Raw genomic sequence first — 22,785 nt, forward strand, 5'->3', positions numbered from 1 at the left:
CGCACAGGAGCCCTCCGATGACCTCGGATTCCGTGACCGATACCCGTCCGGCGACCACCCCGTCGCCGCCTTCCGGCACCGTCCAGCTCGTCCGTCGCCACCCGACCGCCGCGTTCTTCGTGCTCGCCTTCGGCCTCAGCTGGCTGGCCTGGGCCCCGTACGTCCTCGGCGGCACCGGCCTGGGCTTACTGCCCTTCAGCGTCCCGGGTGGCCAGCTCCTGGGTGTCCTGCCCGGGGCGTTCCTGGGTCCGCTGACGGCGGCGTTCATCGTGACCTCGGTCGTCGACGGCCGCGCCGGACTGCGCCACTGGGGTGCCCGGCTGGTCCGCTTCAAGGTCGGCTGGCGCTGGTACGCCGCCGTGCTGATCGGCGTGCCGGCCATCCTGATCACCACCACGCTGCTGCTGCCCGGCGCCTTGGGGAACGTGGCGAACCCGGACCTGAGCCTGCTCGCCCTCTACCTGCCGATGCTCGTCCTGCAGTTCTTCACCACCGCGATGGCGGAGGAGCCGGGCTGGCGCGACTTCGCCCTGCCCCGCCTGCAGGTCCGCTTCGGCGCCGTCCGCGGAACCGTCCTGCTCGGCACGCTCTGGGGCTGCTGGCACCTGCCGCTCTTCCTGAGCGACTGGGGCGGCTGGCCGGACGTCCCGCTGCTGGCGCCCGTCGAGTTCGTCGCCGCGTGCATCCCGTTGAGCCTGGTCATGACCTGGGTCTTCAACCGGACGGGTCAGAGCCTGCCGATCGTGATGATGCTGCACGCCGGGATCAACAGCACCTACAGCTCGGTGTGGAGCCGGATCTTCCCGACGCTGGACGTCGTCCGCGACCCCGTCCACGTGCAGCTGGTCGCCACGACGGTCGTCGCGCTGGTGCTGATCGTCGCGACCCGCGGCCGGCTCGGTCTCTCCACGGTCACCTCGCCGTCGACACCTGGTTGATCAAGGGCTCCCCGGCGGCGTAGCGGGCCAGCTGGGCCTTGATCAACCGGTCCGCCCGCGGCAGGAACGCTGAGCTCGCCCCACCCACGTGGGGCGAGATCAGCACGTCCGGCACCCGCCACAGGGGGTGGTCGGCGGGCAGCGGCTCGGGGTCGGTGACGTCGAGCGCGGCGCGCAGCCGGCCGCTGCTCGTCTCGGCCAGCAGCGCGTCGGTGTCGACGAGCCGGCCCCGCGCGACGTTGACGACCAGGGCGCCGTCGGGCAGCCGGCTCAGGGCCTCCGCCCCGATGACCCGGTCCGTCTCGGGCGTGAGCGGGGCGATGATCACGAGGACGTCGGTCTCGGCCAGCAGGTCGAGGAGCTCGTCGCTGCTGTGCACGAGCGGCTCGTCCCGGGCCCGGCGGGCGACCCGCGTGATCGAGGCGACCTCGAAGCCCGCCAGCCGCGCCTCGATGGCCTGACCGATGCGCCCGTGGCCGAAGATCAGCACGCGCTGGTCCGCCAGTGCCGTCCCGTTGATCGAGTGCCAGCGGCTCTCGGCCTGCTGGCGGGCGAACACGTCGAGGTGGCGGCCGCTGGCCAGCATCAGGGCGACGGCCAGCTCGGCGGTGCTGGCGTCGTGCACTCCCGCCGCGTTGCAGAGCGTCACCCCGTCCGGGACGTGCGGCACGACGTCGTCGACGCCGGCGGTCAACGTCTGCACGACCCGCAGCCGCGGCATCCGGGCCATGAGCTCCTTGGCGCCGGGCTGCATGTACGGCAGCACGTAGAGCTCCACCTCGTCGACCGAGGCGGGCACGTCCTCGCCGCCGGCCCCGTAGTAGTCGACCTCAAGGCCCGGCGGCAGGTCGCCGAGGCGACGACGCACCTCGTCCGGACCGGTGAACGGCAGCCACACGAGGGTCACGCGACGATCGTGCTCCACCTCCCGCCCGGCGGCGCGGCATCTCGGTGGGTGAGGTGGTCGTGGAGGCTCAGCGCACCAGGCCCGACTGGTAGGCGATCACCACGAGCTGCGCCCGGTCGCGCGCGCCGAGCTTGGTCATCACCCGGCTCACGTGCGTCCGGGCCGTCGCCGGGCTGACCACGAGCCGGGTGCCGATCTCGTCGTTGCTCAGGCCCTCGCCGATCAGCGCCAGCACCTCGCGCTCGCGCTCGGTGAGGTCGCCGAGGCGGTCGTGCGCGCGGCGTACGGGTCCGCGGGCGCTGAACGAGTCGATCACCCGCCGGGTCACCGACGGGGAGAGCAGGGACTCCCCCGCCGCCGCCAGCCGGACCGCGCGCAGCATGTCGGCCGGCTCGGCGTCCTTGATCAGGAAGCCGGCCGCACCCGCCTGCAGGGCGTCGAAGACGTGCTCGTCGGTCTCGAACGTGGTCAGCACGATCACCCGGACGCCCGCCAGCGTCGGGTCCGCGGCCACCGCCCGGAGCGCGGCGATGCCGTCGAGCCGGGGCATCCGGATGTCCATCAGGACCACGTCGGGACGCACCCGGCGGACGAGCTCGAGACCGGCCCGGCCGTCCTCGGCCTCGCCGACGAGCTCGAGGTCGTCCTCCGAGTTGATCAACGTCCGCAGGCCCATCCGGACCAGCGGCTGGTCGTCGACGACGGCGACCCGGATGCGCGCGTCCGGGTCGCGCCCCGGGCTGGTCACGCGGTCACCGGGTGGTCGAGGTCGACGAGTGGCAGGTCCGCCCGCAGCACGAACCCGCCGTGCGCCCCGGCACCGAGCGTCACGGTGCCGCCGAGCGAGGCGGCCCGCTCGCGCATGCCGCGGATGCCGTTGCCCTCCTCGAGGCGGGGAGCACCCGGGCCGTCGTCGCTCACCTCGACGACCAGCGCGCCGCGCTCGCGGAGGATCCGTACGGTGGCCCGGGCCTCGCCGGCGTGGCGGACCACGTTCGTCAGGCCCTCCTGCACGATCCGGAACGCGGCCTGGTCGACGGCGGCCGGCAGCGGAGGCCCTGGGTCGGGGGGACGGACGACCTCGATGCGGCGACCCGCGGCCCGCAGCGCCCCGACGAGGTCGTCGAGCCGGTCGAGCCCCGCCGTCGGCGCCCGCGACTCGCCCGCCGGCTCCCGGAACATCCCCAGCGTCGTCCGGAGCTCGGCCAGCGCGTCCCGGCTCGAGCGCCGGATCGCCTCCAGCGACTCACTCACCTCCGGCGAGACCGGCGTCCCCGCCGCGCGCTGCTTGTCGAGCACGTGCAGCGCGACACCGGCCTGCATGGTGACGACCGACAGGCTGTGCCCGACGACGTCGTGCACCTCGCGGGCGATCCGCAGCCGTTCCTCGTACGCGGTCCGGCGGCGGTCCTCCTCGCGGTCGCGGAGCACGGCCTCCCGCCGGCCGCGGCGCAGCAGGGCCAGGAGGGCGGGGAGCACGGCGAAGGCGACGGCCATCACGAGCTCGGCGTAGAGGATCGGGTCGAGCGCACCGAGGTAGGCCTCGCCGTGGTGCGCCGCCAGCACGACCGGGACCAGGAGGGCCAGCAGTCCGACCCAGCGCCGGACCGGCAGCGTGGCCGCCATCGGGTAGACGGTGAGGGCCAGGGCCAGCAGCACCGGTCCGAAGAACGTGGTCACGCCGAAGAAGCCGCCCACCCCGACCGCGCAGGCCACGAAGGCCGCGCGCGGCCACCGCCAGCGCAGCGCCACCCCGGCGGCGAGCAGCAGCAGGAACGGGACGGCCACCCACGAGACCGCCACGGCCTGGAAGGCGTCGTCGCCGCGGTCGAAGGGACCCCGCCCGTCGCCCGGTTCCCGGTTCCGCGGTCCGTCGTAGGTCGAACGGTCTCCGTCCGAGCGGGCCCAGGGGACGTGCGCCCCGACCCAGCAGAACCAGGCGATACCCAGCCCGAGGGCCGCGTTGAGCAGCAGGACCCGGCGCGATCGGGTCACGTCGGTTCCTCCCGTGGTGCTCCTCGGCTGATCTGGTCCACCGAACCTAGCGCCGCGCCGCCGCCCGCACATCCGTCGGCGTGCGTAGCCCGCGTACGTCGGGAGGCGTACGCGAGGTGTCGCCTGCCACCCGATGTGCGGGAGGTCTCGCGCGGCCATCGTGGAGGCATGCCACCACACGGACCCGACGGCGCTGCTCTGACCGACGCCGCCGCCCAGCACGCCCAGTGGGCCGCCCACGGCGGACCCAACCCCATCTTCGGAGGTCTCATGTTCCTGCTCTTCCTGCTGCTGGTCGCCGGCACGCTCGTCTACCTGCGCCGCACCGGCCAGCTCGGTGCGCTCCCCTGGGCCCGCCGGCCCACCAGCCCGGAGCACGAGGCGCGCGAGATCCTCGCCACCCGCTTCGCCACCGGCGACCTCTCCAGCGACGAGTTCCTGGAGCGCGCCAGCGTCCTGAACTGGACGCCGGGCGTCGAGCCGCTCCCGGTGCCGCGCGGACGCAAGCGCTGACGGGCCCTGGGCGTCCGCGCCACTAGAGTGCGCCCGTGCCGCGGGTGACGCTCAAGACGGTGGCGGCCGCGGTCGGGGTCTCCCCGGCCACGGTCTCCAACGCCTACAACCGTCCCGACCAGCTGTCCGCCGAGCTGCGGGAACGGATCCTCGCGGTCGCGGCCGAGCTCGGGTTCACCGGGCCGGACGCGGCCGGGCGGGCGCTGCGGACGGGACGTTCCGGCGCGGTGGGCGTGCTGCTGACCGGCTACCTCTCGTACGCGTTCTCCGACCCGTACGCGGTCGGCCTGCTCGCCGGGCTGGCCTCGGCGGTGGAGGGCACGACCACCTCGATCGTGCTGCTGCCGCTGCACTACGACGCCGACGGCGTCCCCGACCTGTCGGTCGTCCGGCAGGCCAGCATCGACGCCCTCGCGCTGCTGTCGGTCCCGGCGACGCACCCGGTCGCCGACCTCGCCCGGGCTCGCGGGATCAGCCTGGTCACGACCGACCCGCTCGACGACCCCGGCGCCAGCTGGGTGGCGATCGACGACCGGCGTACGGGGACCCTGGTCGGCGAGCACCTCGCGGGCCTCGGGCACACCGACGTCGTCGTGGTCGCGCCCGTCGACGACGCGCCGCCGGGGTCGGAGGTGCGGTTGGTCGAGCCGCCGCGTCTGGACTTCGCCGACTACGCCGCCCGCCTGTCGGGGCTGTCGGACGCCCTCGACGGCCGAATCACGCTCGTCACCGCGGGGCAGAACGACTTCGGCTCGGGCGAGCGCGTCGCGGCATGGCTCCTCGCCCGCGGTCCCCTGCCTACGGCCGTCGTCGGCCTCAGCGACGTGCTCGCCCTCGGCGTGCTGGAGGGCCTCAACGCGGCCGACGTGGACGTCCCGGGGACGGTCTCGGTCTGCGGCTTCGACGACATCCCGGCGGCCGCGCCGCGCGGCCTGACCACCGTCCGGCAGCCGATCGTCGAGCGCGGCCGCGAGATCGGCCGGATGCTCCTCGACCCCGACGAGGCACCGCGCCAGGTCCTGATGCCCGTCGAGCTCGTCGTCCGGCGCAGCACAGGTCCGACCCGCACCGTCTGACCCCTCGCCCACCTCCTGGTCGGCCCTGCTCCGGCCGTTCAGCCGTCGCGTCGGTTCAGCCGGCAGGCGGAGGCTGCAGCCGTCGGAGCCATCGCTCCGTCTCCGCCACGTGGGCGCAGGCCGCGGTCTCGGCGGCTCCGGGGTCCCGGGCGGCGATGGCGTCGGCGATGGCCCGGTGGCCCTCGTCGCTGACCCGCTTGATCGTCGGGCCGCTGGGCGAGGTGAAGATCTGGTAGCTCCGGCTCCGGCTGCGGAACACCTCGAGGAGCGCGGCCAGGGTCGGGTTGCCACCGGCCTCGGCGCACATCGAGTGGAACCGGTGGTCGAGCTCGGCCGTCAGGTCGGGATCGTCGGTGGCCTCGATGCGGGTCAGCAGGTCGTCCAGCTCCGGCACCAGGGAGTCCGGCCGTCGCGCTGCGGCCCCGGCGGCCGCGTGACCCTCGAGGACCCGTCGCAGCTCGTAGATCTCGAGCAACCCCTCCAGGGGCAGCAGCCCGACGGTGAGGGTCAGGCTGCCGACGATGTCGGCCGCCCGCAGCCGGGACACGTAGGTGCCCGAACCCTGGCGCGTCTCGACCACGCCCAGGGCGGCCAGCATCCGGACGGCCTCGCGCAGCGAGCTCCGCGACACGCCGAGCTCCGCGCAGAGGTGGGCCTCGATCGGGAAGCGCTGCCCGGCGCCCAGCCGCCCGGTCGAGATCATGGCGCGCAGCCCCTCGAAGGCGACCTCGACTGCCGACACGTCCACCCCCTCCGCGAGGAGGCTCGCGTGCGCTCCAGTGTTCCAGCACCATCAACGACGCCGGGAGCCTTGTCTGACGAATTGACCTGATCGTCACACGAACAGGCTTTACAGGGGGCGATTCATCGGACGAGCATGAGGGCCACCTCCAGGAAGGAACCCATGTCCGTCACGCTCGACCTGAAGACGCCCGTGCCGCTCGCGCTGGCGGACGGCTCTCCCGCGGCGTCGGCCTGGGTGCTGGACCCCTCGCTCCGACACCTGAACCACGGGTCCTTCGGGGCGGTCCCGCGGGTGGCCCTCGACCGCCAGCGCGAGGCCCAGGCCGAGATGGAGCGCGCTCCGGTGGCCTGGTTCCCCGGCCTGCCCCTTCGCGTCGCCGGGGCCCGCGCCCGGATCGCCCCCTGGCTGAGGGTCGACCCCCAGCGGCTGGCCCTGGTGCCGAACGCGAGCGGCGGAGCCAGCGTCGTCTTCAACAGCGTCACGCTCTCCCCGGGCGCCGAGATCCTGGTGACCGACCACGGCTACGGCGCGGTGACCATGGGCGCCGCGAGACTGGCCCAGAGGGCCGGAGGTTCGCTCCGCACGGCCGAGGTGCCCCTGGCCGCCGAGGCCGACGAGGCGGCGGCCGCCGTCCTCGCCGCGGTCACCGACCGGACCGAGCTGATCGTGATCGACCACATCACCTCGCCGACGGCCCGCCGGATGCCGGTCGCGGCGATCTGCGCCGCCGCGCGCGAGCGGGGCATCACCACGCTGGTCGACGGGGCGCACGCGCCGCTGCTGCTCGAGGACCCGGTCGCGGAGGCCGACGCGGACTTCTGGGTGGGCAACCTCCACAAGTTCGGCACGGCCCCCCGCGGCAGCGCCGTCCTGGTCGCCCGACCGGGGCCCGCGGACCTCGCGTACCCGCTGATCGACTCGTGGGGCGGGGACCTGGACTTCCCGGAACGCTTCGACCACCAGGGGACGCTCGACCTGACCAGCTGGCTCGCGGCCCCGGTGGCGCTGGACTTCGTCGAGGAGGCGTTCGGCTGGGACCGGGTCCGGCGCTACACCACCGAGCTGGCGGACTGGGCGCAGGAGCTGCTGACCGCGGCGATGACCGAGGCCTTCGGCGTCGACTGCCGGGCCCGGGTCGGGATGCCGGTCGGTCCGATCCGGCTGGTGGGTCTCCCGGACGGTCTGGTCGCCGGGCAGCTCGGGGGCAACGCGCTGCGCGACCGGATGCTCGCCGAGGCGGGCATGGAGACCGCCTTCACCTCTTTCGACGGTCGCGGCTACCTGCGGTTGTCGGCGCACGCCTACAACACCCCCGCGGACTACCTCGACCTCGTCGAACGAGGCATCCCGCTGCTCCAGCGCTGGGCCGGCGAAGCCAGCCCCGAACCTCCGACCGTCAACCCCGAAGAAAGAAGAGAGCAGTGAAGCGTAGACAGTTCGTCCTTGGCGCAGCGTCCCTGGCCGGAGCGGCCGTCGTCGGGCTGCCCGGCTGCTCGAGCGCGGGCTCGGGCTCCTCGGGAGGCAGCGGGTCCGTCACGCTGCAGATGGTCGAGAGCCTGACCAACCCCGCCCGCTCCGAGGTGCTGAAGAAGCTGCTCGGCGAGTTCGAGGCGGCGAACCCCGGGATCAAGGTGCAGCTGATCTCGCCCCCCACCGAGCAGGCCGACCAGAAGATCCAGCAGATGCTGCAGTCCGGCAGCGGTGCCGACGTGCTCGAGGTGCGCGACCTGACCGTCGGACCGTTCAGCAACAACGGCTGGCTCTACGACATGAGCGGAGACGTCGCGAAGTGGGCCGGCTTCGCCGACCTCACCGAGCAGGCTCAGAAGTACTCGAAGCAGAACGACGGCAAGACCTACTTCATCCCCTACGGCTTCTACGGGCTCAGCCTCTTCTACCGCACGGACCTGATCAAGGAGGCGGGCTTCAGCGCGCCGCCGAAGAGCTGGGACGAGCTGCTGACCCAGGCCGCCGCGATCCAGGACCCGACCAAGAACCGGTACGGCTACGCGTTCCGGGGTGGCAAGAACGGGAGCGGCAACGTGGTCGCGGCCATCGAGGCGTACGTCGGCGACACCATCGACCGGGAGAACGCCTTCAAGATCAAGGGCGGCCAGTCGATCTTCGCGGCACCCGAGGCGCAGGCCGCCGTGGACGCGTACTTCGACCTGTTCCGCAAGGCGTCCCCGCCCTCGTCGGTGGCCTGGGGCTACCCGGAGATGGTGGAGGGGTTCAACAACGGTTCGACGGCCTTCCTGCTGCAGGATCCCGAGGTGATCGCGACGGTCTCGGCGTCGAAGGTGCTCAAGGCCGACCAGTGGAACACCGCTCCCCTGCTGACCGGCCCCTCGGGCAAGGCGGCGCAGCCGGTGGCGACGTCGGGCTGGGGCATCGCGGAGTCCAGCAAGAACAAGGAGGCCGCGGTCAAGCTCGTGGAGTTCCTGTCGGGCGAGGCCTCGACGGTGTTCGCCAAGGAGAACAGCCTGGTGCCCATCCAGAAGAAGGCCGGCGACGACGAGTTCTACAAGACCGGGCCGTGGGCGTCGTACGTGACCATGACCAAGGCTCCGGACACCTACCTGACCGTGGTCCAGCCGCGGGGCGTGACCTGGTGGACCGAGTGGTCGACCAAGGCCGACAACGAGGTGCAGCAGGTCCTGATCAACAAGCTCTCCACGGCCGACCTGCTCAAGAGCTGGGACGCCTACTGGCTCAAGAAGTGGCAGGGCTGACCTGATCATGGCCGTCACCGACCAGGCCAGCCGACCGAGCCAGCGGCCGGCGGCCGAGCGCTCCTCGCCGGCACCACCGCGACGCAAGCGCCAGTTGACGATCCGCCGGGGGCTCGGCGTGCTGGCCTTCCTGGCTCCGGCCCTGGTCTTCGTCGTGATCTTCACCTATTACCCGCTGGTCCGGGGCAGCGAGATGGCCTTCAAGCAGTGGAACCTCTACGACCTGCGCAACACGCCGTTCGTCGGGCTGGCCAACTTCAAGACCCTGCTGGCCAACCCGACCTTCTACACGGTGCTCCTGCACTCGGTCGTCTGGGTGGTGGGCTCGATCGTGCCGCAGCTGCTGATCGGCTTCGGTCTCGCGCTCCTGCTGCGTCGCCACTTCCGGTTCCGGGGGATCTACCAGGCGCTGGTGTTCTTCCCGTGGGCGGTGTCGGGCTTCCTGATCGGGATCCTGTTCCGCTGGATGTTCAACGGCGAGTTCGGGGTGTTCAACGACCTGCTCCGCAAGGCCGGGCTGATCGACACCAACATCGCCTGGCTGGCGGACCCGACGTTGGCCATGTTCTCGGTCATCGTGGCCAACGTCTGGTACGGCGTGACCTTCTTCACGATCATGATCTTGGCCGCCCTGCAGTCCGTCCCCGACGAGACCCTCGAGGCGGCTGCCCTGGACGGGGCGAACAAGGTGCAGACGTTGTTCCACATCATGATCCCGTTCATCCGGACGACGCTGCTGCTGACGGTGCTGCTGCGCGTGATCTGGGTGTTCAACTTCCCGGAGATCATCTACGGGATGACCGGCGGCGGACCGGCCGAGCAGACCCACATCGTGACGAGCTGGATGATCAACTTCACCCAGGCCGGTGACTACGGGCTGGCGTCCGCTCTCGGTCTGATCGTGGTCGCGGTGCTCGTCCTGTTCACCACGTTCTACCTGCTGGCGCTGCGGGATCGAGACGCCTGATGATCGACAAGACCACCGTTCCCGGCCGCGTCGTCCGGGTGGCCCTGCTGGCGCTGTGGATGGTCATCACCCTGTTCCCGCTGTACTGGATCGTGGTGACGTCGTTCAAGGAGCCCGGGGCGATCGCGGCCTTCCCGCTCCGCTACCTGCCGCACCCGTGGTCGCTGGAGAACTACGCCAGCCTGTTCAGCAAGTCCGACTTCGGGGTCTACCTGAGCAACAGCCTGCTGGTCTCGCTCTCCGCGGCCGCGGTCGGCACGCTGATCTCGCTGCTGTCGGCGTACGTGCTGGCACGCTTCGAGTTCCGGGGCAAGGGGCCCCTGCTGCTGGCGTTCCTGGTCACCCAGATGATCCCGGCCTTCATCGCCCTCGGCCCGCTCTACCTGCTGATGGTCAACCTGCAGCTGGTGGACCGCAAGGGCGGGCTGGTGCTGCTCTACATCGCCATGTGCATCCCGTTCTGCACGATCATGCTGCGCGGCTTCTTCGAGAACGTGCCGGACGCCCTGGAGGAGGCGGCGATGGTCGACGGGTGCTCGCGGCTGACCGCGCTGTTCCGGGTGATCGTGCCGGTGATGACGCCCGGGATCATGGCCGCGTTCATCTTCAACTTCGTCAACTGCTGGAACGAGCTGTTCCTGTCGGTGACCCTGATGAACTCCGACAGCAACAAGACCATTCCGACGGCGCTCAACGGGTTCATCTCGAGCTTCAACATCGAGTGGGGCCCGATGGCGGCCGCCAGCGTGCTGACGATCGTGCCCACCATGGTGATGTTCGCGCTGGCCAGCCGCTGGATCGTCCAGGGCCTGACGTCCGGCGCGGTCAAGGGCTGAGGGCGGCCGGTCCTAGCCCTCGTCCTCGGGCCACGGCGTCGAGAACGGGACGCGGGCGTCGTGGGTGAGCTCGGCCGTCTTGTTCAGCAGCTCCTCCGCGGACGTGGCCCGCAGCAGGGTCAGGCGGTCGAGGTCCCCGAGCGGGGCGATGCCGGCGAGCTGCCAGCACCGGTCCATCGGGTCGTCGGCCAGCTCGACGTCGGGCGACCAGCCCGTCTCCGCGAACTCGGACGCCTCGGCCAGCGTGCGGCGGACGAGCTGCTCGGTCTCCTCGCGCAGCGGCTCGAGGCCGTCGTCCCAGACGAGGTCGGGCAGCGTCCTGACCTCGGCCCGCGGGTGCGGGGCGTCGTCCAGCCACTCGACGATCTCGAAGCGGCCGGCGCCCTGGGCGGCGACGCCGACCATGCCGTCCTCCGCCGCGACCTGCAGGATCTCCGCGACCGTTCCCACGCCGAAGCGGTGGTCGCCGCCGCCGACCTCCCAGCCGCGCTCGATCAGCACGACGCCGAAGCGCGTGTCCTCGGCCGCCACCAGGCCCGAGAGCATCAGCAGGTAGCGCTCCTCGAAGACCCGGAGCTGTAGCGGCATCGCCGGGAGCAGCACCGACCCGAGCGGGAACATCGCCATCTCAGCCACGCCCCCAGCGTGGCAGGGCGGACCCAACGTTCCCGGTGCGCGGAACTCGACCGCCCGCGTCGTACCAGCAGCCCCGCCGGCACCAGGTTTTTCACGTTCACGTGAAAAACCGGTACCGACCGCACCAGATCTGGTGCGGTCAGCACCGGTTTCCCGTGGTCAGCCAGCCCGCCGGAGGCTCAGCCCCAGCCGGGGTCGGCCGGGCCGTCGCCGAAGTCGGGGACGTCGAGGCGCTCGCCGTCCTTGTTCGCCGAGTCCCAGGCCACGATGCCCGGCAGCGTGAACCGCGCCGCGCGCCAGGCGTTCACCGGGGGCTGCGTCTTCGTGGTGACCGCGCGGACGAAGTCGTCGGCCAGGAAGTGGTGGCTGCCCTCGTGCCCGTTGGGCGCGCCCTCGAACTCGACCGGGAGGCGGGTGCGGTCGTGCACCTTCGCCATCCCGGACTCGAAGCTGTGCCGCAGCGCCGGGTCGATGCCCTCGAGCACCGTCGGGTCGGTGACCACGCCCTTGTGCGTGTAGGTCCGGAACAGCTCGCCGATGTCGTCGATCTCGTCGCGGGTGCTCCAGGAGGCGCCGGTCGAGGTCTGCTCCATGACGCCGTCGGTGCCGTAGAAGCGGAACCGTGACTCGTGGACGCGCGCCGGGTGGCCCACGCGGCGGAACTCGTTGGTCCGCATCGTGCCGCCGTCGGCGAGCTGGAAGAGCGCGGTCATGTTCGAGAACTCGTTGCCCCACAGCGACACGTCGGCGTCGAAGACCCCGTCGCCGCGGTCGTCGGGGATGCCCAGGCAGGACACCGACGTGGCGTGGGTCGGCAGGACGCCGAGGACGCCGCCCACCGCGTGGGTCGGGTAGAGCATGGGCGGGTACGACGCCGTCGACTTCCAGGCGTCGCCCCCGCTGAACTGGTAGGCGGCGTAGAAGCCGTTGTCCATGTCGTGCACGTAGTCGCCCTCGGCGTAGAAGACCCGCCCGAACGCGCCCTTCGCCCGCTGGGCCCGGGCCCAGACGACGGCGGGGTTGTAGTAGCTCGTCTCGCCCATCATGTAGATCAGGCCGGTCTCCTCGACCTTGCGGACGATGGCGGCGATCTCGTCGACGGCCAGCGCCATGGGCACGGCGGAGTAGACGTTCTTGCCGGCGTCCAGCGCCTGCAGCACGAGCTCGGCGTGGGTCCAGCGCTGCGTGAAGACGGCGACCGTGTCGCACTCGGAGGCCAGCAGCTCCTCGACGCTGCCGAACGAGCCGGCCAGCCCGTACCGGGTGACGTGCTCCGCCGCACGCTCGGGGACCAGGTCGGTCACGTAGACCGCCTCCACGTCGGGGTGCAGCTGCCAGAGGTGGATGAAGCTGCCGGCGAACTGTCCCGTGCCGATGACACCGATCTTCAACGTCGTGCCTGACCTTCCCGAGGAGGTGGTGAGGAGCCGGACGTCGGCTCCGGACCTCAATCTAAACGATTAGAGCGGAATCGGCGACGTGGCCCCGTAGCGTCGCGCGACACGGCGGGAAAGCCCTTCAGAATGGTCCCGTGCCGGACGCCGCGAACCACCTCGACGTCGTCAGCGCGACGCCGGACGACCTCACGCCCGACGTCGTCGACGCCGCGGCCAACCTGCTCCAGGACCTCGTGCGCGACGGAGCGGCCCTCGGCTGGGTCGACCCGCCGAGCACCGCCGAGGTCGCCGACCTGCTCCGGGCCGTGGCCGCGGACGCCCCGGACGGCGACGCCGCCCTCGTCCTGGCCCGGGTCGGGGACGCATTGGCCGGGCTGGGCTGGTGGCGCCGGTACGCCCGCCCCACGCACCGCCCGCACGCGGACCTGGAGAAGCTGGCGGTCAGCCCGGCGCACCAGGGACTCAGGGTCGGCCGAGCCCTCGTGACCGCGCTCGTCGAGGCCGCCCGCGACGCCGGTGTGGAGGTGCTCACCCTCGATCTCCGCGGCGACAACCTCCGGGCCGAGCGCCTGTACGCCTCGGTCGGCTTCACGCGCCACGGGCTCCTGGAACGCTTCGTCGCGGTGCAGGACAAGCGTTACGACAAGGTCCTCATGTCCCTCGACCTGCGCGCCTGAGAGCTTCCGGGCAGACGCCCGGGGGGCTGTTCAGGCACCAGGTCGAGGCCTATCGTCGGCAGATGACACGTCGATACAGCACCGCCAGCGCCGCGGAGGCCCGGTCCGCGACCGACCTCCTGCGGACCCAGGGCTACCAGGCCGAGTCAGACGACCACGTGGTCGTGCTCCAGCGCGACACGGTCGAGGCCGTCGAGCTGCTCCTCCGGCGAGCCCCCACGGCTCGGCTCGTCCCCTAGCGGGACGACCCCGCAGGAGCCGGCCCCTCCCGGCTCCTGCGGCGTCGGTCGCCTTCCTCAGCGGTCGCCGTCGACCCCCGGGATCGCCGCACCCGGCACGTCGTCGGGCGCGAAGATCTTGGCGTCACCCGGGTAGGGCTTGTTCCACCCGTGCGTCTGGTACCAGGTGTAGCGGTTCAGCTGGGCGGGGTGCGCGTAGTCCGGGATGGCCCCGTTGCCGGTGAAGTGCTGCTGGTTGCCCCAGTCCTCCCACGCCTTGGCGACGGACTGCTGCTCGTTGGGGACGACCGTGGCCTTCTGCTGCTCCGCGTTCAGCTTCTTCAGCGCGGTGCCCTTCTTGCCGAGCGTGTCCGGGCCGCAGCTCGGCTTCGTCACGACGCCCTCGGTCAGCGGGACCCGGTTGAGCACCGGGGTGTACGGCGTGAGGTCCGGCTTGTCCGTGAACGCCCCGTACATCGGGGTGGCCGCGGCGACCTTCTGGTTGAGCGGCTGGGCCCCGAGGATCTGCTCGATGGTGCGCACCATCGTGATCTGGGAGTAGTAGGTGGAGTCCACCTTGCCGTGCTGCGCGTACGGGCTGATCACCTGGACCGGCGACCGGTGACCGTCGACGTGGTCGACGCCGTCCTGGCTGTCGTCCTCCACGACGAAGATCGCCGAGTCCTTCCAGTACCGGCTGTGCGAGATCGCGGCGACCATCTGGCCGACCGCGAGGTCCCCGTCGGCCACCTGGGCCCGCGGGTCGGCCGTCCCCCCGGTGTGGTCGCTGGAGAGCCAGAACATGTTGAGGTCGGCCGGACCGTTCTTCTTGAAGTCCTGGTACCAGACCTGCGAGCGGTAGATGTCCGGGATGGCCGTGTCGAACTGCGGGTAGTCGTGGTCCGCGACTGCGTTCAGCGACGGGATCGGCGACTGGTCGTTCACCTTGATCGCCGGGTCGGTGAGCTGCGCGGGGTCGCCGCCGGCGCCGACGTTCGTCGCCGCGCAGTAGTACTGCTGCCAGGTCGCGGTGGCCGGCTTGTTCTCGTAGGCCATGAACTCGCCGTAGTTGCGCACGCTCGCGCCCGCGGCCTGAGCCGCGGTCCACAGGAACCCGGAGCGCTGGTGGCCGAGGACGTCGCTCTCGGTGTCGTAGCTGCGGATGTACTCCCCCGCGCTCGACTCCGTGTACTCGGGGTTGTCGCCCTGCATCACCCAGTTGTGGCCCTCGGCCGAGTTGGTGCCGACGTCGTAGAAGTTGTCGTACAGCCCGAACTGCTTCGCCAGCTTGTGCTGGTTGGGCGTGACCTTCTCCCCGAACTGCGCCAGCGTCGGGTCGCCGTTGCCGCGCGTGTCGTCTCCGTAGATCTGGTCGTAGGTTCGGTTCTCCTTCACCAGCAGGAAGACGTGCTTGATCTTCGACGGGTCGCCGATGTGCTTGGGCACGGCGACGGGGGCCGCGGTCGAGCCGCTCGCCTTCGCGACGTCCGAGCCGGTCCACCCGTTCTGCGTGAAGACGGTGTCGGTGCTCCTGGCGATCGTCTGGTCGTCCGGCAGGGTGAACCGGGTCAGCGACCCGGTCGTGCTGTGGGTGTTGTGGTCGGTGGCCGACACGGTGCCGAAGCCCTTGTTGACGGCCTGCTCCGGGCCCCGCGCGTCGACGCCGCGGGTGTTCGTGACGACGACCTGCCCACCGGCCGTCGCGATGTCGGCCGGGTAGTAGTCGGTCGGGAGGAGCCCGACGTAGCTGACCGGCTCCTGGGGCTTGCCGCTGTAGCGGTAGACAGCGACCGCATTGGCCCGGGCCAGCGTGACGAGCAGGTGGCCGTCGGGGGTGAGCGTGACGGCGTTGGGCTGGTAGCCGACCGAGGACGACTCCCAGGGCCGCGTCGCGATGGTCTGCACGACCTTGCCCAGCCCGGTGTCGATGACCGAGACCGTGTCGTTGAAGGTGTTCGTGACGAACAGCGCGGTGCCGGCGGCGTACATCGCCGTCGGGTGCAGGCCGACGCGGATCGCGCCCACCGGCGAGCCCGCCGCAGCAAGGTCGATGACGCTGACCGTCCCGGAGGTCGACGTGCCCTTGACGGCGTCCGCCGGGACCTTCGTGCCGTACGACTCGATGGTCGTGTCGCCGGCGACGGCCTGGCGGCCGCCCTCGTTGCTGACGTAGAGCTTGCTGCCGACCAGGACGACCGCGCGCGGAGCGATGCCGACGTTCCAGGTCTGCTTGACCACTCCGGTGACCGCGTCGAGCGCGACGACGGTGTTCTGGCCGTTGACCGGGACGTAGACGGTGGCGCCGTCCGGGGAGAACGTGACCTTCCCGGGGAGGGCCGAGAGCTCCGTGAGCGGGCTGGTCGGGTCGTTCGTGGGGATGGGCGTGATCGGCTTGACCGGCAGCGTGATCGTGTTCGGGGCGCTGAGGGAGCCGTCGACGGCCACGGCGAAGCGGGTCAGGCCGTTGGTCTGCGGCAGCCAGAGGAACTTGCCGTCCGGGGAGAACGACGGCCCCTCCTGCCCGACGCTGCGGTCGTCGAGCTTGGTGTTCACGCCGGGCTGACTGCCGACCAGCCAGACCGGTCGCTGGGCCGCCAGGTCGAAGACCTGCAGGACGACGCCGCTGTCGGCGCTCGACGCAGCGAGGAACCGTCCGTCCGGGCTGACGGCCGAGCCCATGAACTTGCCGTACTTGGTCAGCAGCCGCTGGCCGACCGGCTTGGTCACCTGGTCCGACGAGATCTGCAGCCCGGCTGCGGAGGTGCTGCCCACCTGGTTGCTGCCGAAGCCTGTCGTGCTGGCCTGGGCCGCCCCGGTCCCGGCGACGGCGAGCGTGGCCAGGCCGATGACGGCGACCCGGGCCGTTCGCCGCTGGAAGAGCCTCAGTGGGGGTGCGGTGCGAGACCGGCGTCGGCGTACGACCTGCATGGTCAGTCCTTCCGTGGGGGTTGCAGCAGGTCGACGGTGCCGTCGAACTGCCAGAGGGGGTTGGGCGCGTCCCCGGACGGGGTCCGGACCTGGAAGAAGCCGTTGACCTCGGCCGGTCCGTCCCCGTCGGCCACGTAGCGCCCGTCGGCCGTGACGTCGAGCTGGTAGATGGCGGACCCGACCGCGGTCGTGCCCGGGAGGTGCCACGAGACGACGCAGCGCCAGTCGGTGCCGGGGCCCTCGTCGACCACGAGCGAGCCGCCCTTGTCGCAGGCCGCGGTGGTCTGCAGCTGCGCCTCCGTGACGGCGGGCCGGTGCAGCTCGTCGGTCTGGAGCCGGTAGAGGTGCCCGTACGAGGTCGCGAGCGAGCCTTCCAGCCGGGGCGCGTCGATCCCGGTGCCGCCGGCCGGGGTCACGAGGCTCACGACCAGGGCGGTCGCCGCGGTCAGTGCCGCGAGCGGCAGCAGGCCGGCGAGCACGAACCGGCGGCCGGAGCCGTCGTTGGCCAGGTCGGTGAAGTCCCGCCGGAGGAACAGGCGGTACGCCAGCGCGGTCGCCGCGACGGCCCAGACGAGGGCGACCAGGATCCCGACCAGGAGGGGCCCGGTCTGCGCCTGCTCGGTGAACAGGCCCCGCCACGCGACGAACGCCTGGCTCGGCAGCGCCAGCCGGACGGCGAGCGGGAGCGGCAGCAGCTGGACGAGCGCGAGGAGCACGGCGAGCACGGCCGGCGTGGCCAGCCCCATGGGCGAGCGCCCCAGGGCCACGGACCCGAGCAGCCCGACCGCGGCGAAGGCCGCCGTCGGCGCCAGGACGCTCAGCCAGGCGAGGACGTAGCGACCGGCGACCTCCGACCCCGTGAAGGGGTAGCCGTCGAGCCCGGCCAGCGGGCGGTCCCCGACCGAGACGAGCCCGCCGGCCGCGCCCGAGACGGCGAGACCGACGACCAGCAGCAGGATGACGGTCGCGCTGGCGAGGGCCTTGCTGACGAAGATCGCCCTCTTGGAGCGGACCGCGACCAGCAGGTGCCGCCACGTCCCGAGCCGGTCCTCGACGGCGAAGACGTCGCCGGCGACCAGCGCGGTCAGCAGCGGGAGCGCCCAGAGGCAGGCGAAGACCAGCACGACCAGGGCGCCGGCCCAGCCGGTCGAGCCCATCAGCCGGCCGAAGACGGTGTCGGCGGGCAGTGCGCTCTGCCGGCTCACGACCCCCACGAACACGGCCGGCGCGAGCCAGCACGCCGCGAGCAGCAGCCGTACGCGCCACTGCGTCAGCAGCTTGAGCAGCTCGAAGCGGTACGTGCGGCCCAGCGGTGCGGGGCGTACGGCGGTCCCGGCCTGAGCGGGGGCCGACGCGAGCGCGGTCACGACAGTGCCTCCTGGTCCTGCGTGAGAGCCAGGAACGCGGCCTCGAGCGGGGGCACGACCGGACCGAGCTCACGGATCCCGACGCCCGCCCCGACCAGGCGGACGACGAGGTCGTCGACCGCCTCGACGGAGCCGCGCACGAGGAGGACGTCCGGGTCGCCGCGCAGGTGGTCCTCCTGCGCCGGCAGCCGCAGGCTCCGGGTCTGCGCCGCCAGCTCACGGGCGACGGCGACGTCGGTGGTGCGCAGCCGGTAGTCCAGGTCCCCGGTCTCGGCCGCGAGCTTCTCCACCGGACCGGAGAAGACGACACGTCCGGCGGTGAGGATGGAGACGTCGGAGCAGAGCTCGGCCAGGTCGTCCATCCGGTGGCTGGACAGCACGACGGCCGTCCCCGCGGCGGCGAGGCCGGCGATGACGCGGTTCACGTGGCGCCGGCCGGCCGGGTCCAGCCCGTTGGCCGGCTCGTCGAGGACGAGCAGCTGCGGCCCGGTGAGCATGGCCGACGCCAGCCCGAGCCGCTGTCGCATGCCGAGGGAGAAGCCGCGTACGCGGTCGTCGGCCACGTCGGCCAGACCGACCTGCTCGAGCGCCGCGTCGATGTCAGGGCCGGCCTCACCCCGCGGGCCACCGCGCAGCGACGCGAGGGCGGCCAGGTTCTGCCGCGGGGTGAGCGAGGGGTAGAGGCCGGGCTCGTCGACGAAGCCCGCGACCCCGGCCGGCACGACGAGGTTCCGCCCGACGGGTGCGCCGAGGATCGACAGCGTGCCGCGGTCCGCGGCGCTCAGACCGAGGAGGAGACCCAGGAGCGTCGACTTGCCCGCCCCGTTCGGACCGACAAGCCCGTGGACCTGGCCCGCCTCCAGGTCGAGGTCGACCTGGTCGAGCGCCACGACGTCGCCGAAGGACTTCGACACGCCACGTGCGCGCACCGCTGCTGCTGCTCGTTCCACCTGCACTCCCCCGGTCACCGACCTTCGGAACTTAGGGTGGCTACGTGAACCGGTGAGGTACCGGCAGGTGAACACCGGACCAACGGGCTGAGGCCGCCGGTCGACGACGTCGTCCGGTCGCCCAGCCGTTCAGCAGATGTTCGCCGGGACGACAGCCGCGCGGCGTGCGCGTGTCGGTGGGCGGGGCGGCGAGCGGCGATAACTTCGCCGCGTCATGACCACACTCCAGCAGCGCCCCTCGCCCCCGTCCGAGGTGCGACCCCCGTCCTCCTCACCTCTCGACCAGGTCGCCGAGGAGCCTCGCCGGCTCCAGCACGGCGTCGTCGCGGTGTCGGTCGTCGTGATGCTGGCGGTCGGGTTCTGGGGCCTGGACCGCGGGTCGATGTGGCTGGACGAGACGGCGACGTACACCGTCGTGATGCGCCCGGTCCACCAGATCCTGGCCGTGCTCGACAACATCGACCTCGTCCACGGCGCCTACTACCTCCTCATGCACGTCTGGATGCTGCCGGGCGGCGGCGAGGCGTGGATGCGTGCGCCGTCGGTGCTGGGCATGGGCGTCGCGGCGGGCGCGACCGCCGCCCTGGGGAACCGGTTGGCCGGCGTCCGCGCGGGGCTGGCCGCCGGACTGCTCTTCGCGGGCTGGCCGCTGGTCTCCTACTACGCGCAGGAGGGCCGGTCGTTCGCGCTGGTCACCGGGGCCGTCCTCGTCGCGACGTACTGCCTCGTCCGCGCTCTGTCGGGTGGCCGCCGCCGCTGGTGGTGGGGCTACGCGGCGTCGATCGTCGTCGCGACGACCCTGAACGAGCTCGCGGTGCTGGCGCTGCTCGCGCACGCGGTGACCGTGGTGCTGAGCCGGCCGGCCTGGCGGGTCTGGCGGTGGTGGGTGGCGTCCGTGCTGGCGTGCGGGGTGCTGATGGCGCCGGTGGCGCTGATGTCCCTGGCCCAGTCCGACCAGGTCAGCCACACGTCGTCGCTGGGCTGGAGCACGGTGACGCTGCTGCGGGACAGGTTCTTCGGCTCGAGCTCTTGGCTCCTCGTCATGGTCCTCGCGCTCGTGGTGCTGGGCAGCGTGGTCGAGGTGCAGCGCCGGCGGCGCCGTACGGGCGGTGGCCTCGCGCTCGTGGCGCTGCCGCTGCTGGTGGTCCCGGTCGTCGCCCTGCTGACGGTCTCCCTCGTGCAGCCGCTCTTCGAGGTCCGCTACGTCCTGTTCTGCGTCGCCGCCCTCCCGCTCCTCGCCGCCCGCGGGGTCGAGCAGCTCGCCCGGTGGGCCGCGCACCGCACCGGCCGCACGGCGGTCGGCTGGGCGGTCGCCGGGTTCCTCGTGCTGGCCGTGAGCGTCGCCCACGTCCCCGACCTGCGTCACGAGCGGACCGTCGACTCCCGCTCCCAGGACTTCGCCGGTGCCGCCGCCGTCCTGCGGGCGCAGGCCCGGCCCGGTGACGCGGTCCTCTTCCTCCCGCTGAGCTTCCGCCTCGGCGCGATGGCCTACCCGGACGGGTTCACCCAGGTCGACGACATCGCCCTCGACCGCTCGGCCGTCCGGGCCGCCAACCTCCGCGGGACCGCCCGCAAGCCCGACGACGTCCGCGCGGCGATGCTCGCCCGCGAGCGGATCTGGGTCTTCGGCACCCGGGGCCTCCGGGTCAAGAGCACCGACCGCGCCGGGACCAACGAGATGGCCGTGCTGAGCGCGCACTTCGTGCAGGAGCGCCGCCTCCTCGTCCGTGGCGTCGAGGTCGACCTGTACGTCCGCCGCGACGCCTAGCCCCGCGCGGGCGCCGACCCGTGATGTTCACCTTCCGTTCCATAGGCTGTCTATCGACTCCGCCCGTCGGCAGGCGCAGGATCGCTTCTCGTGACACTTCTGGAGCAGGGCGGTCAGCCCACCACCATCGACGAGTACACCGAGTGGAACGCGCGCGAGCTGAGCCGTCAGGCCGTCAGCCGGCGGAGCGTGCTGAAGGCGGTGATGGCCGGGGCCGGCGGCTACGCGGCGGCGCAGTTCGGCCTGGCCAACGCCGCGTTCGCCGCGGGCGGAGGCACGATCGGCACGTCCGGGACGGTGATCTCGGGTCGCCACCTGTCCTTCGTCCAGGGCAAGCACGACCGTCCGGACAACGCCATGGCCGTGACGGCGCAGCTGGTCAGCAAGACGGGGATGCTGCCGTCCAAGCTGCGCTGCTTCGTCGACGTCGGCACCGAGCCCGGCCACTACGGCGAGCGCTACGAGGCCGAGATCGTCCACCTCGTCGGCCAGTACGCCATCCCGGGCGGCCCGGTCGGCAGCCAGTTCTACGCCAAGGCGGTGCTCGACGGGCTGCGGGCCGACAAGGTCTACCACTACCGCCTGCGGCTGTCGGACGGCGCGAAGAGCGGGACGGCGTACTTCACCACCGCACCCAAGCCGGCCAAAGGCAGGCGGAACCACCGCAGCGAGGTGCCCGAGGAGTTCACCTTCACCGCCTTCGCCGACGTCGGCACGAACAACGCCCCGACCGACCCGAAGTTCGCGTGGAACCAGGACCCGGACGTGGTCAAGAACGCCGGCGGCACCTGGCCCGGCGGCCTCTTCGACAACAACTACTACAACCCGGCCGACCCGGTCGCCGGCACGAGCGGGCGCGACCCCCACCCGGCGGCGACGCAGACGAACCTGATGGCCTCGCAGCGACCCGTCTTCACCCTGCTCGCGGGCGACATCTGCTACGCCGACCCGGGGGGCAGCGGCCTCCCGGCCGACGACTCCCACACCCCGCTCGGGACGTCGGCACCGGGAACGAACCTCTACAACCCGTACGTCTGGGACGTCTTCCTCAACCAGATCGAGAGCCAGGCGGCCTTCACGCCGTGGATGTTCGCGACCGGCAACCACGACATGGAGCCCCTGTACGGAAACACGGTGCAGCTGGGCGACAGCCCGACGCACGGCTACGGCGGGCACCTGGACCGGCTCGACCTGCCGGGCAACGGGCCCAAGGGGTGCCCGTCGGTCTACGAGTTCGTCTACGGCAACGTCGCGGTGATCTCGGTCGACGCGAACGAGCTCAGCAACGAGATCCAGACCAACAAGGGTTACTCGAACGGCGCCCAGCTGGCCTGGCTGGAGCGCACCCTCAAGCGGTGGCGGACCGACGCCGACGAGGCGCCGGGCATCGACTTCGTCGTCGCCTTCTTCCACCACTGCGCCTACTCGACGACCAACAACCACGCCTCCGACGGCGGGCTGCGCGACGCGCTCGACCCGCTCTTCTCGCGCTACGAGGTCGACCTCGTGGTGCAGGGCCACAACCACCTGCTCGAGCGGACCGACCCGATCAAGTACGGCAAGCCGACCCGGACGGCACCCGACGGCTCGGTCGTCCAGCCCCAGGTCGACGGGGTGACGTACATCTGCGTCGGCAGCGGCGGGCGTCCGCGCTACCCGTTCCGTCCGGCTCCGAGCGCCGACGCGCCGGCTCCCGCGGGCGTCACGCCGACCGGCCCGCAGGCTCTGCCCGAGGGTCAGCGCTACCGCGGGTACGCGCCTCCCGGCGGCGAGAACAGCGCGGAGAACAACACCGAGAACGTCCTCAACAGCTACTACTGGTCGGCGGACGGCACGGCGAAGAACGCCTCCGGCTACCTGCAGGGGACGAAGGTGCCCGAGGTCGTGGGCTGGTCGCAGGTGCGCTACGACGCGTACGCGTTCCTGGCCATCGACGTGAAGCCGGCCCTGCACGGCAAGCACACGACGTTCACCGTGCGCACGCTCGCCGACGCGCTGCCGGGCACGAACGAGGCCTACAGCGAGATCGACCGGATCACGCTGCAGCGCCGGGCCGGCGAGGGGCGGATCCGCCGCCTCCCGACCGTGCCGCCGGTCGACCCCACCCCGTGAGGGGCGGCCACGCGTCGGCGACC

At 72.0% G+C, this 22,785-nt stretch carries 20 protein-coding genes; 11 read left to right on the forward strand and 9 right to left on the reverse strand.

The features are described from left to right. Positions 1 to 17 precede the first annotated feature (17 nt). The gene (locus FHX39_RS14680) at positions 18 to 938 is read left to right on the forward strand and encodes a CPBP family intramembrane glutamic endopeptidase (protein ID WP_183339605.1); all 921 of its coding nucleotides are present in this window, start codon (positions 18 to 20) and stop codon (positions 936 to 938) included. On the opposite strand, the gene FHX39_RS14685 is transcribed toward FHX39_RS14680, so the two are convergent. The 3 genes from FHX39_RS14685 to FHX39_RS22220 form a co-directional block, all read right to left on the reverse strand. Continuing rightward, positions 913 to 1,845 carry a 2-hydroxyacid dehydrogenase gene (locus FHX39_RS14685; protein WP_183339608.1) on the reverse strand — a complete coding sequence of 311 codons (933 nt, stop codon included), beginning with the start codon at positions 1,843 to 1,845 and terminating at the stop codon, positions 913 to 915. The two genes, FHX39_RS14680 and FHX39_RS14685, sit on opposite strands and share 26 nt — an antisense overlap. 67 nt (positions 1,846 to 1,912) lie before the next feature. Beyond that, complete coding sequence (locus tag FHX39_RS14690) at positions 1,913 to 2,593, reverse strand: response regulator transcription factor (protein WP_332836847.1); 681 nt, start codon at positions 2,591 to 2,593, stop codon at positions 1,913 to 1,915. Beyond that, the gene (locus tag FHX39_RS22220; protein ID WP_183339610.1) at positions 2,590 to 3,840 is read right to left on the reverse strand and encodes a sensor histidine kinase; all 1,251 of its coding nucleotides are present in this window, start codon (positions 3,838 to 3,840) and stop codon (positions 2,590 to 2,592) included. The genes FHX39_RS14690 and FHX39_RS22220 overlap by 4 nt, the downstream gene beginning before the upstream one ends. 168 nt (positions 3,841 to 4,008) lie before the next feature. Between FHX39_RS22220 and FHX39_RS14700 the strand changes: the two genes are divergently transcribed. Together FHX39_RS14700 and FHX39_RS14705 are read left to right on the forward strand one after the other, a co-directional pair. Further along, on the forward strand, positions 4,009 to 4,353 hold the full coding sequence (locus FHX39_RS14700) for an SHOCT domain-containing protein (RefSeq protein ID WP_183339612.1): 345 nt from the start codon (positions 4,009 to 4,011) through the stop codon (positions 4,351 to 4,353). A 35-nt stretch (positions 4,354 to 4,388) separates the two neighbouring features. Continuing rightward, positions 4,389 to 5,429, forward strand: coding sequence for a LacI family DNA-binding transcriptional regulator (locus FHX39_RS14705; protein WP_183339614.1), 1,041 nt, complete (start codon positions 4,389 to 4,391; stop codon positions 5,427 to 5,429). Between the two features lie 55 nt (positions 5,430 to 5,484). Here the strand turns inward: FHX39_RS14705 and FHX39_RS14710 are convergent, their stop codons facing one another. Further along, a complete protein-coding gene (locus FHX39_RS14710; protein ID WP_183339616.1) occupies positions 5,485 to 6,171 on the reverse strand; it encodes a FadR/GntR family transcriptional regulator in 687 nt (228 codons plus the stop codon). 162 nt (positions 6,172 to 6,333) lie between these two features. Between FHX39_RS14710 and FHX39_RS14715 the strand changes: the two genes are divergently transcribed. From FHX39_RS14715 to FHX39_RS14730, 4 genes are read left to right on the forward strand one after another with little or no spacing between them, the layout of a single operon-like run. Next, on the forward strand, positions 6,334 to 7,599 hold the full coding sequence (locus tag FHX39_RS14715; RefSeq protein WP_183339618.1) for an aminotransferase class V-fold PLP-dependent enzyme: 1,266 nt from the start codon (positions 6,334 to 6,336) through the stop codon (positions 7,597 to 7,599). After that, on the forward strand, positions 7,596 to 8,906 hold the full coding sequence (locus FHX39_RS14720) for an ABC transporter substrate-binding protein (protein WP_183339620.1): 1,311 nt from the start codon (positions 7,596 to 7,598) through the stop codon (positions 8,904 to 8,906). The genes FHX39_RS14715 and FHX39_RS14720 overlap by 4 nt, the downstream gene beginning before the upstream one ends. A 7-nt stretch (positions 8,907 to 8,913) precedes the next feature. After that, on the forward strand, positions 8,914 to 9,873 hold the full coding sequence (locus FHX39_RS14725; RefSeq protein WP_183339622.1) for a carbohydrate ABC transporter permease: 960 nt from the start codon (positions 8,914 to 8,916) through the stop codon (positions 9,871 to 9,873). Beyond that, a complete protein-coding gene (locus tag FHX39_RS14730) occupies positions 9,873 to 10,709 on the forward strand; it encodes a carbohydrate ABC transporter permease (protein ID WP_183339624.1) in 837 nt (278 codons plus the stop codon). Before FHX39_RS14725 ends, FHX39_RS14730 begins: the two co-directional genes overlap by 1 nt. A gap of 12 nt (positions 10,710 to 10,721) precedes the next feature. Here the strand turns inward: FHX39_RS14730 and FHX39_RS14735 are convergent, their stop codons facing one another. Next, positions 10,722 to 11,336, reverse strand: coding sequence for an LON peptidase substrate-binding domain-containing protein (locus FHX39_RS14735; RefSeq protein WP_232531294.1), 615 nt, complete (start codon positions 11,334 to 11,336; stop codon positions 10,722 to 10,724). Between the two features lie 188 nt (positions 11,337 to 11,524). Continuing rightward, positions 11,525 to 12,736 (reverse strand): Gfo/Idh/MocA family protein, encoded by a 1,212-nt coding sequence (locus FHX39_RS14740; RefSeq protein WP_183339626.1) that lies wholly within the window; start codon positions 12,734 to 12,736, stop codon positions 11,525 to 11,527. Between the two features lie 140 nt (positions 12,737 to 12,876). Between FHX39_RS14740 and FHX39_RS21335 the strand changes: the two genes are divergently transcribed. Both FHX39_RS21335 and FHX39_RS14750 read left to right on the forward strand, forming a co-directional pair. After that, a complete protein-coding gene (locus FHX39_RS21335) occupies positions 12,877 to 13,419 on the forward strand; it encodes a GNAT family N-acetyltransferase (protein ID WP_183339628.1) in 543 nt (180 codons plus the stop codon). A 62-nt stretch (positions 13,420 to 13,481) separates the two neighbouring features. Continuing rightward, positions 13,482 to 13,658 carry a hypothetical protein gene (locus tag FHX39_RS14750; protein ID WP_183339630.1) on the forward strand — a complete coding sequence of 59 codons (177 nt, stop codon included), beginning with the start codon at positions 13,482 to 13,484 and terminating at the stop codon, positions 13,656 to 13,658. A gap of 57 nt (positions 13,659 to 13,715) precedes the next feature. On the opposite strand, the gene FHX39_RS14755 is transcribed toward FHX39_RS14750, so the two are convergent. Genes FHX39_RS14755 through FHX39_RS14765 form a run of 3 tightly spaced genes read right to left on the reverse strand, consistent with a single transcriptional unit; the run spans position 13,716 to position 18,861 of the window. Further along, entirely contained in the window at positions 13,716 to 16,565 is a 2,850-nt protein-coding gene (locus FHX39_RS14755; RefSeq protein WP_183339632.1) for an alkaline phosphatase family protein, read from the reverse strand. 2 nt (positions 16,566 to 16,567) lie between these two features. After that, entirely contained in the window at positions 16,568 to 17,932 is a 1,365-nt protein-coding gene (locus tag FHX39_RS14760; protein WP_183339634.1) for an ABC transporter permease, read from the reverse strand. Continuing rightward, positions 17,929 to 18,861, reverse strand: a complete 933-nt coding sequence (locus FHX39_RS14765; protein ID WP_332836848.1) for an ABC transporter ATP-binding protein — start codon at positions 18,859 to 18,861, stop codon at positions 17,929 to 17,931. Before FHX39_RS14765 ends, FHX39_RS14760 begins: the two co-directional genes overlap by 4 nt. Before the next feature lie 235 nt (positions 18,862 to 19,096). Between FHX39_RS14765 and FHX39_RS14770 the strand changes: the two genes are divergently transcribed. Together FHX39_RS14770 and FHX39_RS14775 are read left to right on the forward strand one after the other, a co-directional pair. Beyond that, entirely contained in the window at positions 19,097 to 20,650 is a 1,554-nt protein-coding gene (locus FHX39_RS14770; RefSeq protein WP_183339636.1) for a glycosyltransferase family 39 protein, read from the forward strand. Positions 20,651 to 20,740: 90 nt separating this feature from the next. After that, on the forward strand, positions 20,741 to 22,762 hold the full coding sequence (locus tag FHX39_RS14775; protein ID WP_198423412.1) for a purple acid phosphatase family protein: 2,022 nt from the start codon (positions 20,741 to 20,743) through the stop codon (positions 22,760 to 22,762). The last annotated feature ends 23 nt before the right edge of the window (positions 22,763 to 22,785 follow it).

The organism is Microlunatus antarcticus, from assembly GCF_014193425.1.
Taxonomy (GTDB): domain Bacteria; phylum Actinomycetota; class Actinomycetes; order Propionibacteriales; family Propionibacteriaceae; genus Microlunatus; species Microlunatus antarcticus.

Excerpts from the sequence above, each read along its gene's own strand:
- FHX39_RS14725 (WP_183339622.1), top strand. The coding sequence starts at position 8,914 with ATGGCCGTCACCGACCAGGCCAGCCGACCGAGCCAGCGGCCGGCGGCC.
- FHX39_RS14770 (WP_183339636.1), top strand. The coding sequence starts at position 19,097 with ATGACCACACTCCAGCAGCGCCCCTCGCCCCCGTCCGAGGTGCGACCC.
- FHX39_RS14735 (WP_232531294.1), bottom strand. The coding sequence starts at position 11,336 with ATGGCGATGTTCCCGCTCGGGTCGGTGCTGCTCCCGGCGATGCCGCTA.
- FHX39_RS14755 (WP_183339632.1), bottom strand. The coding sequence starts at position 16,565 with ATGCAGGTCGTACGCCGACGCCGGTCTCGCACCGCACCCCCACTGAGG.
- FHX39_RS14750 (WP_183339630.1), top strand. The coding sequence starts at position 13,482 with ATGACACGTCGATACAGCACCGCCAGCGCCGCGGAGGCCCGGTCCGCG.
- FHX39_RS14715 (WP_183339618.1), top strand. The coding sequence starts at position 6,334 with ATGTCCGTCACGCTCGACCTGAAGACGCCCGTGCCGCTCGCGCTGGCG.
- FHX39_RS14680 (WP_183339605.1), top strand. The coding sequence starts at position 18 with ATGACCTCGGATTCCGTGACCGATACCCGTCCGGCGACCACCCCGTCG.
- FHX39_RS14700 (WP_183339612.1), top strand. The coding sequence starts at position 4,009 with ATGCCACCACACGGACCCGACGGCGCTGCTCTGACCGACGCCGCCGCC.
- FHX39_RS14730 (WP_183339624.1), top strand. The coding sequence starts at position 9,873 with ATGATCGACAAGACCACCGTTCCCGGCCGCGTCGTCCGGGTGGCCCTG.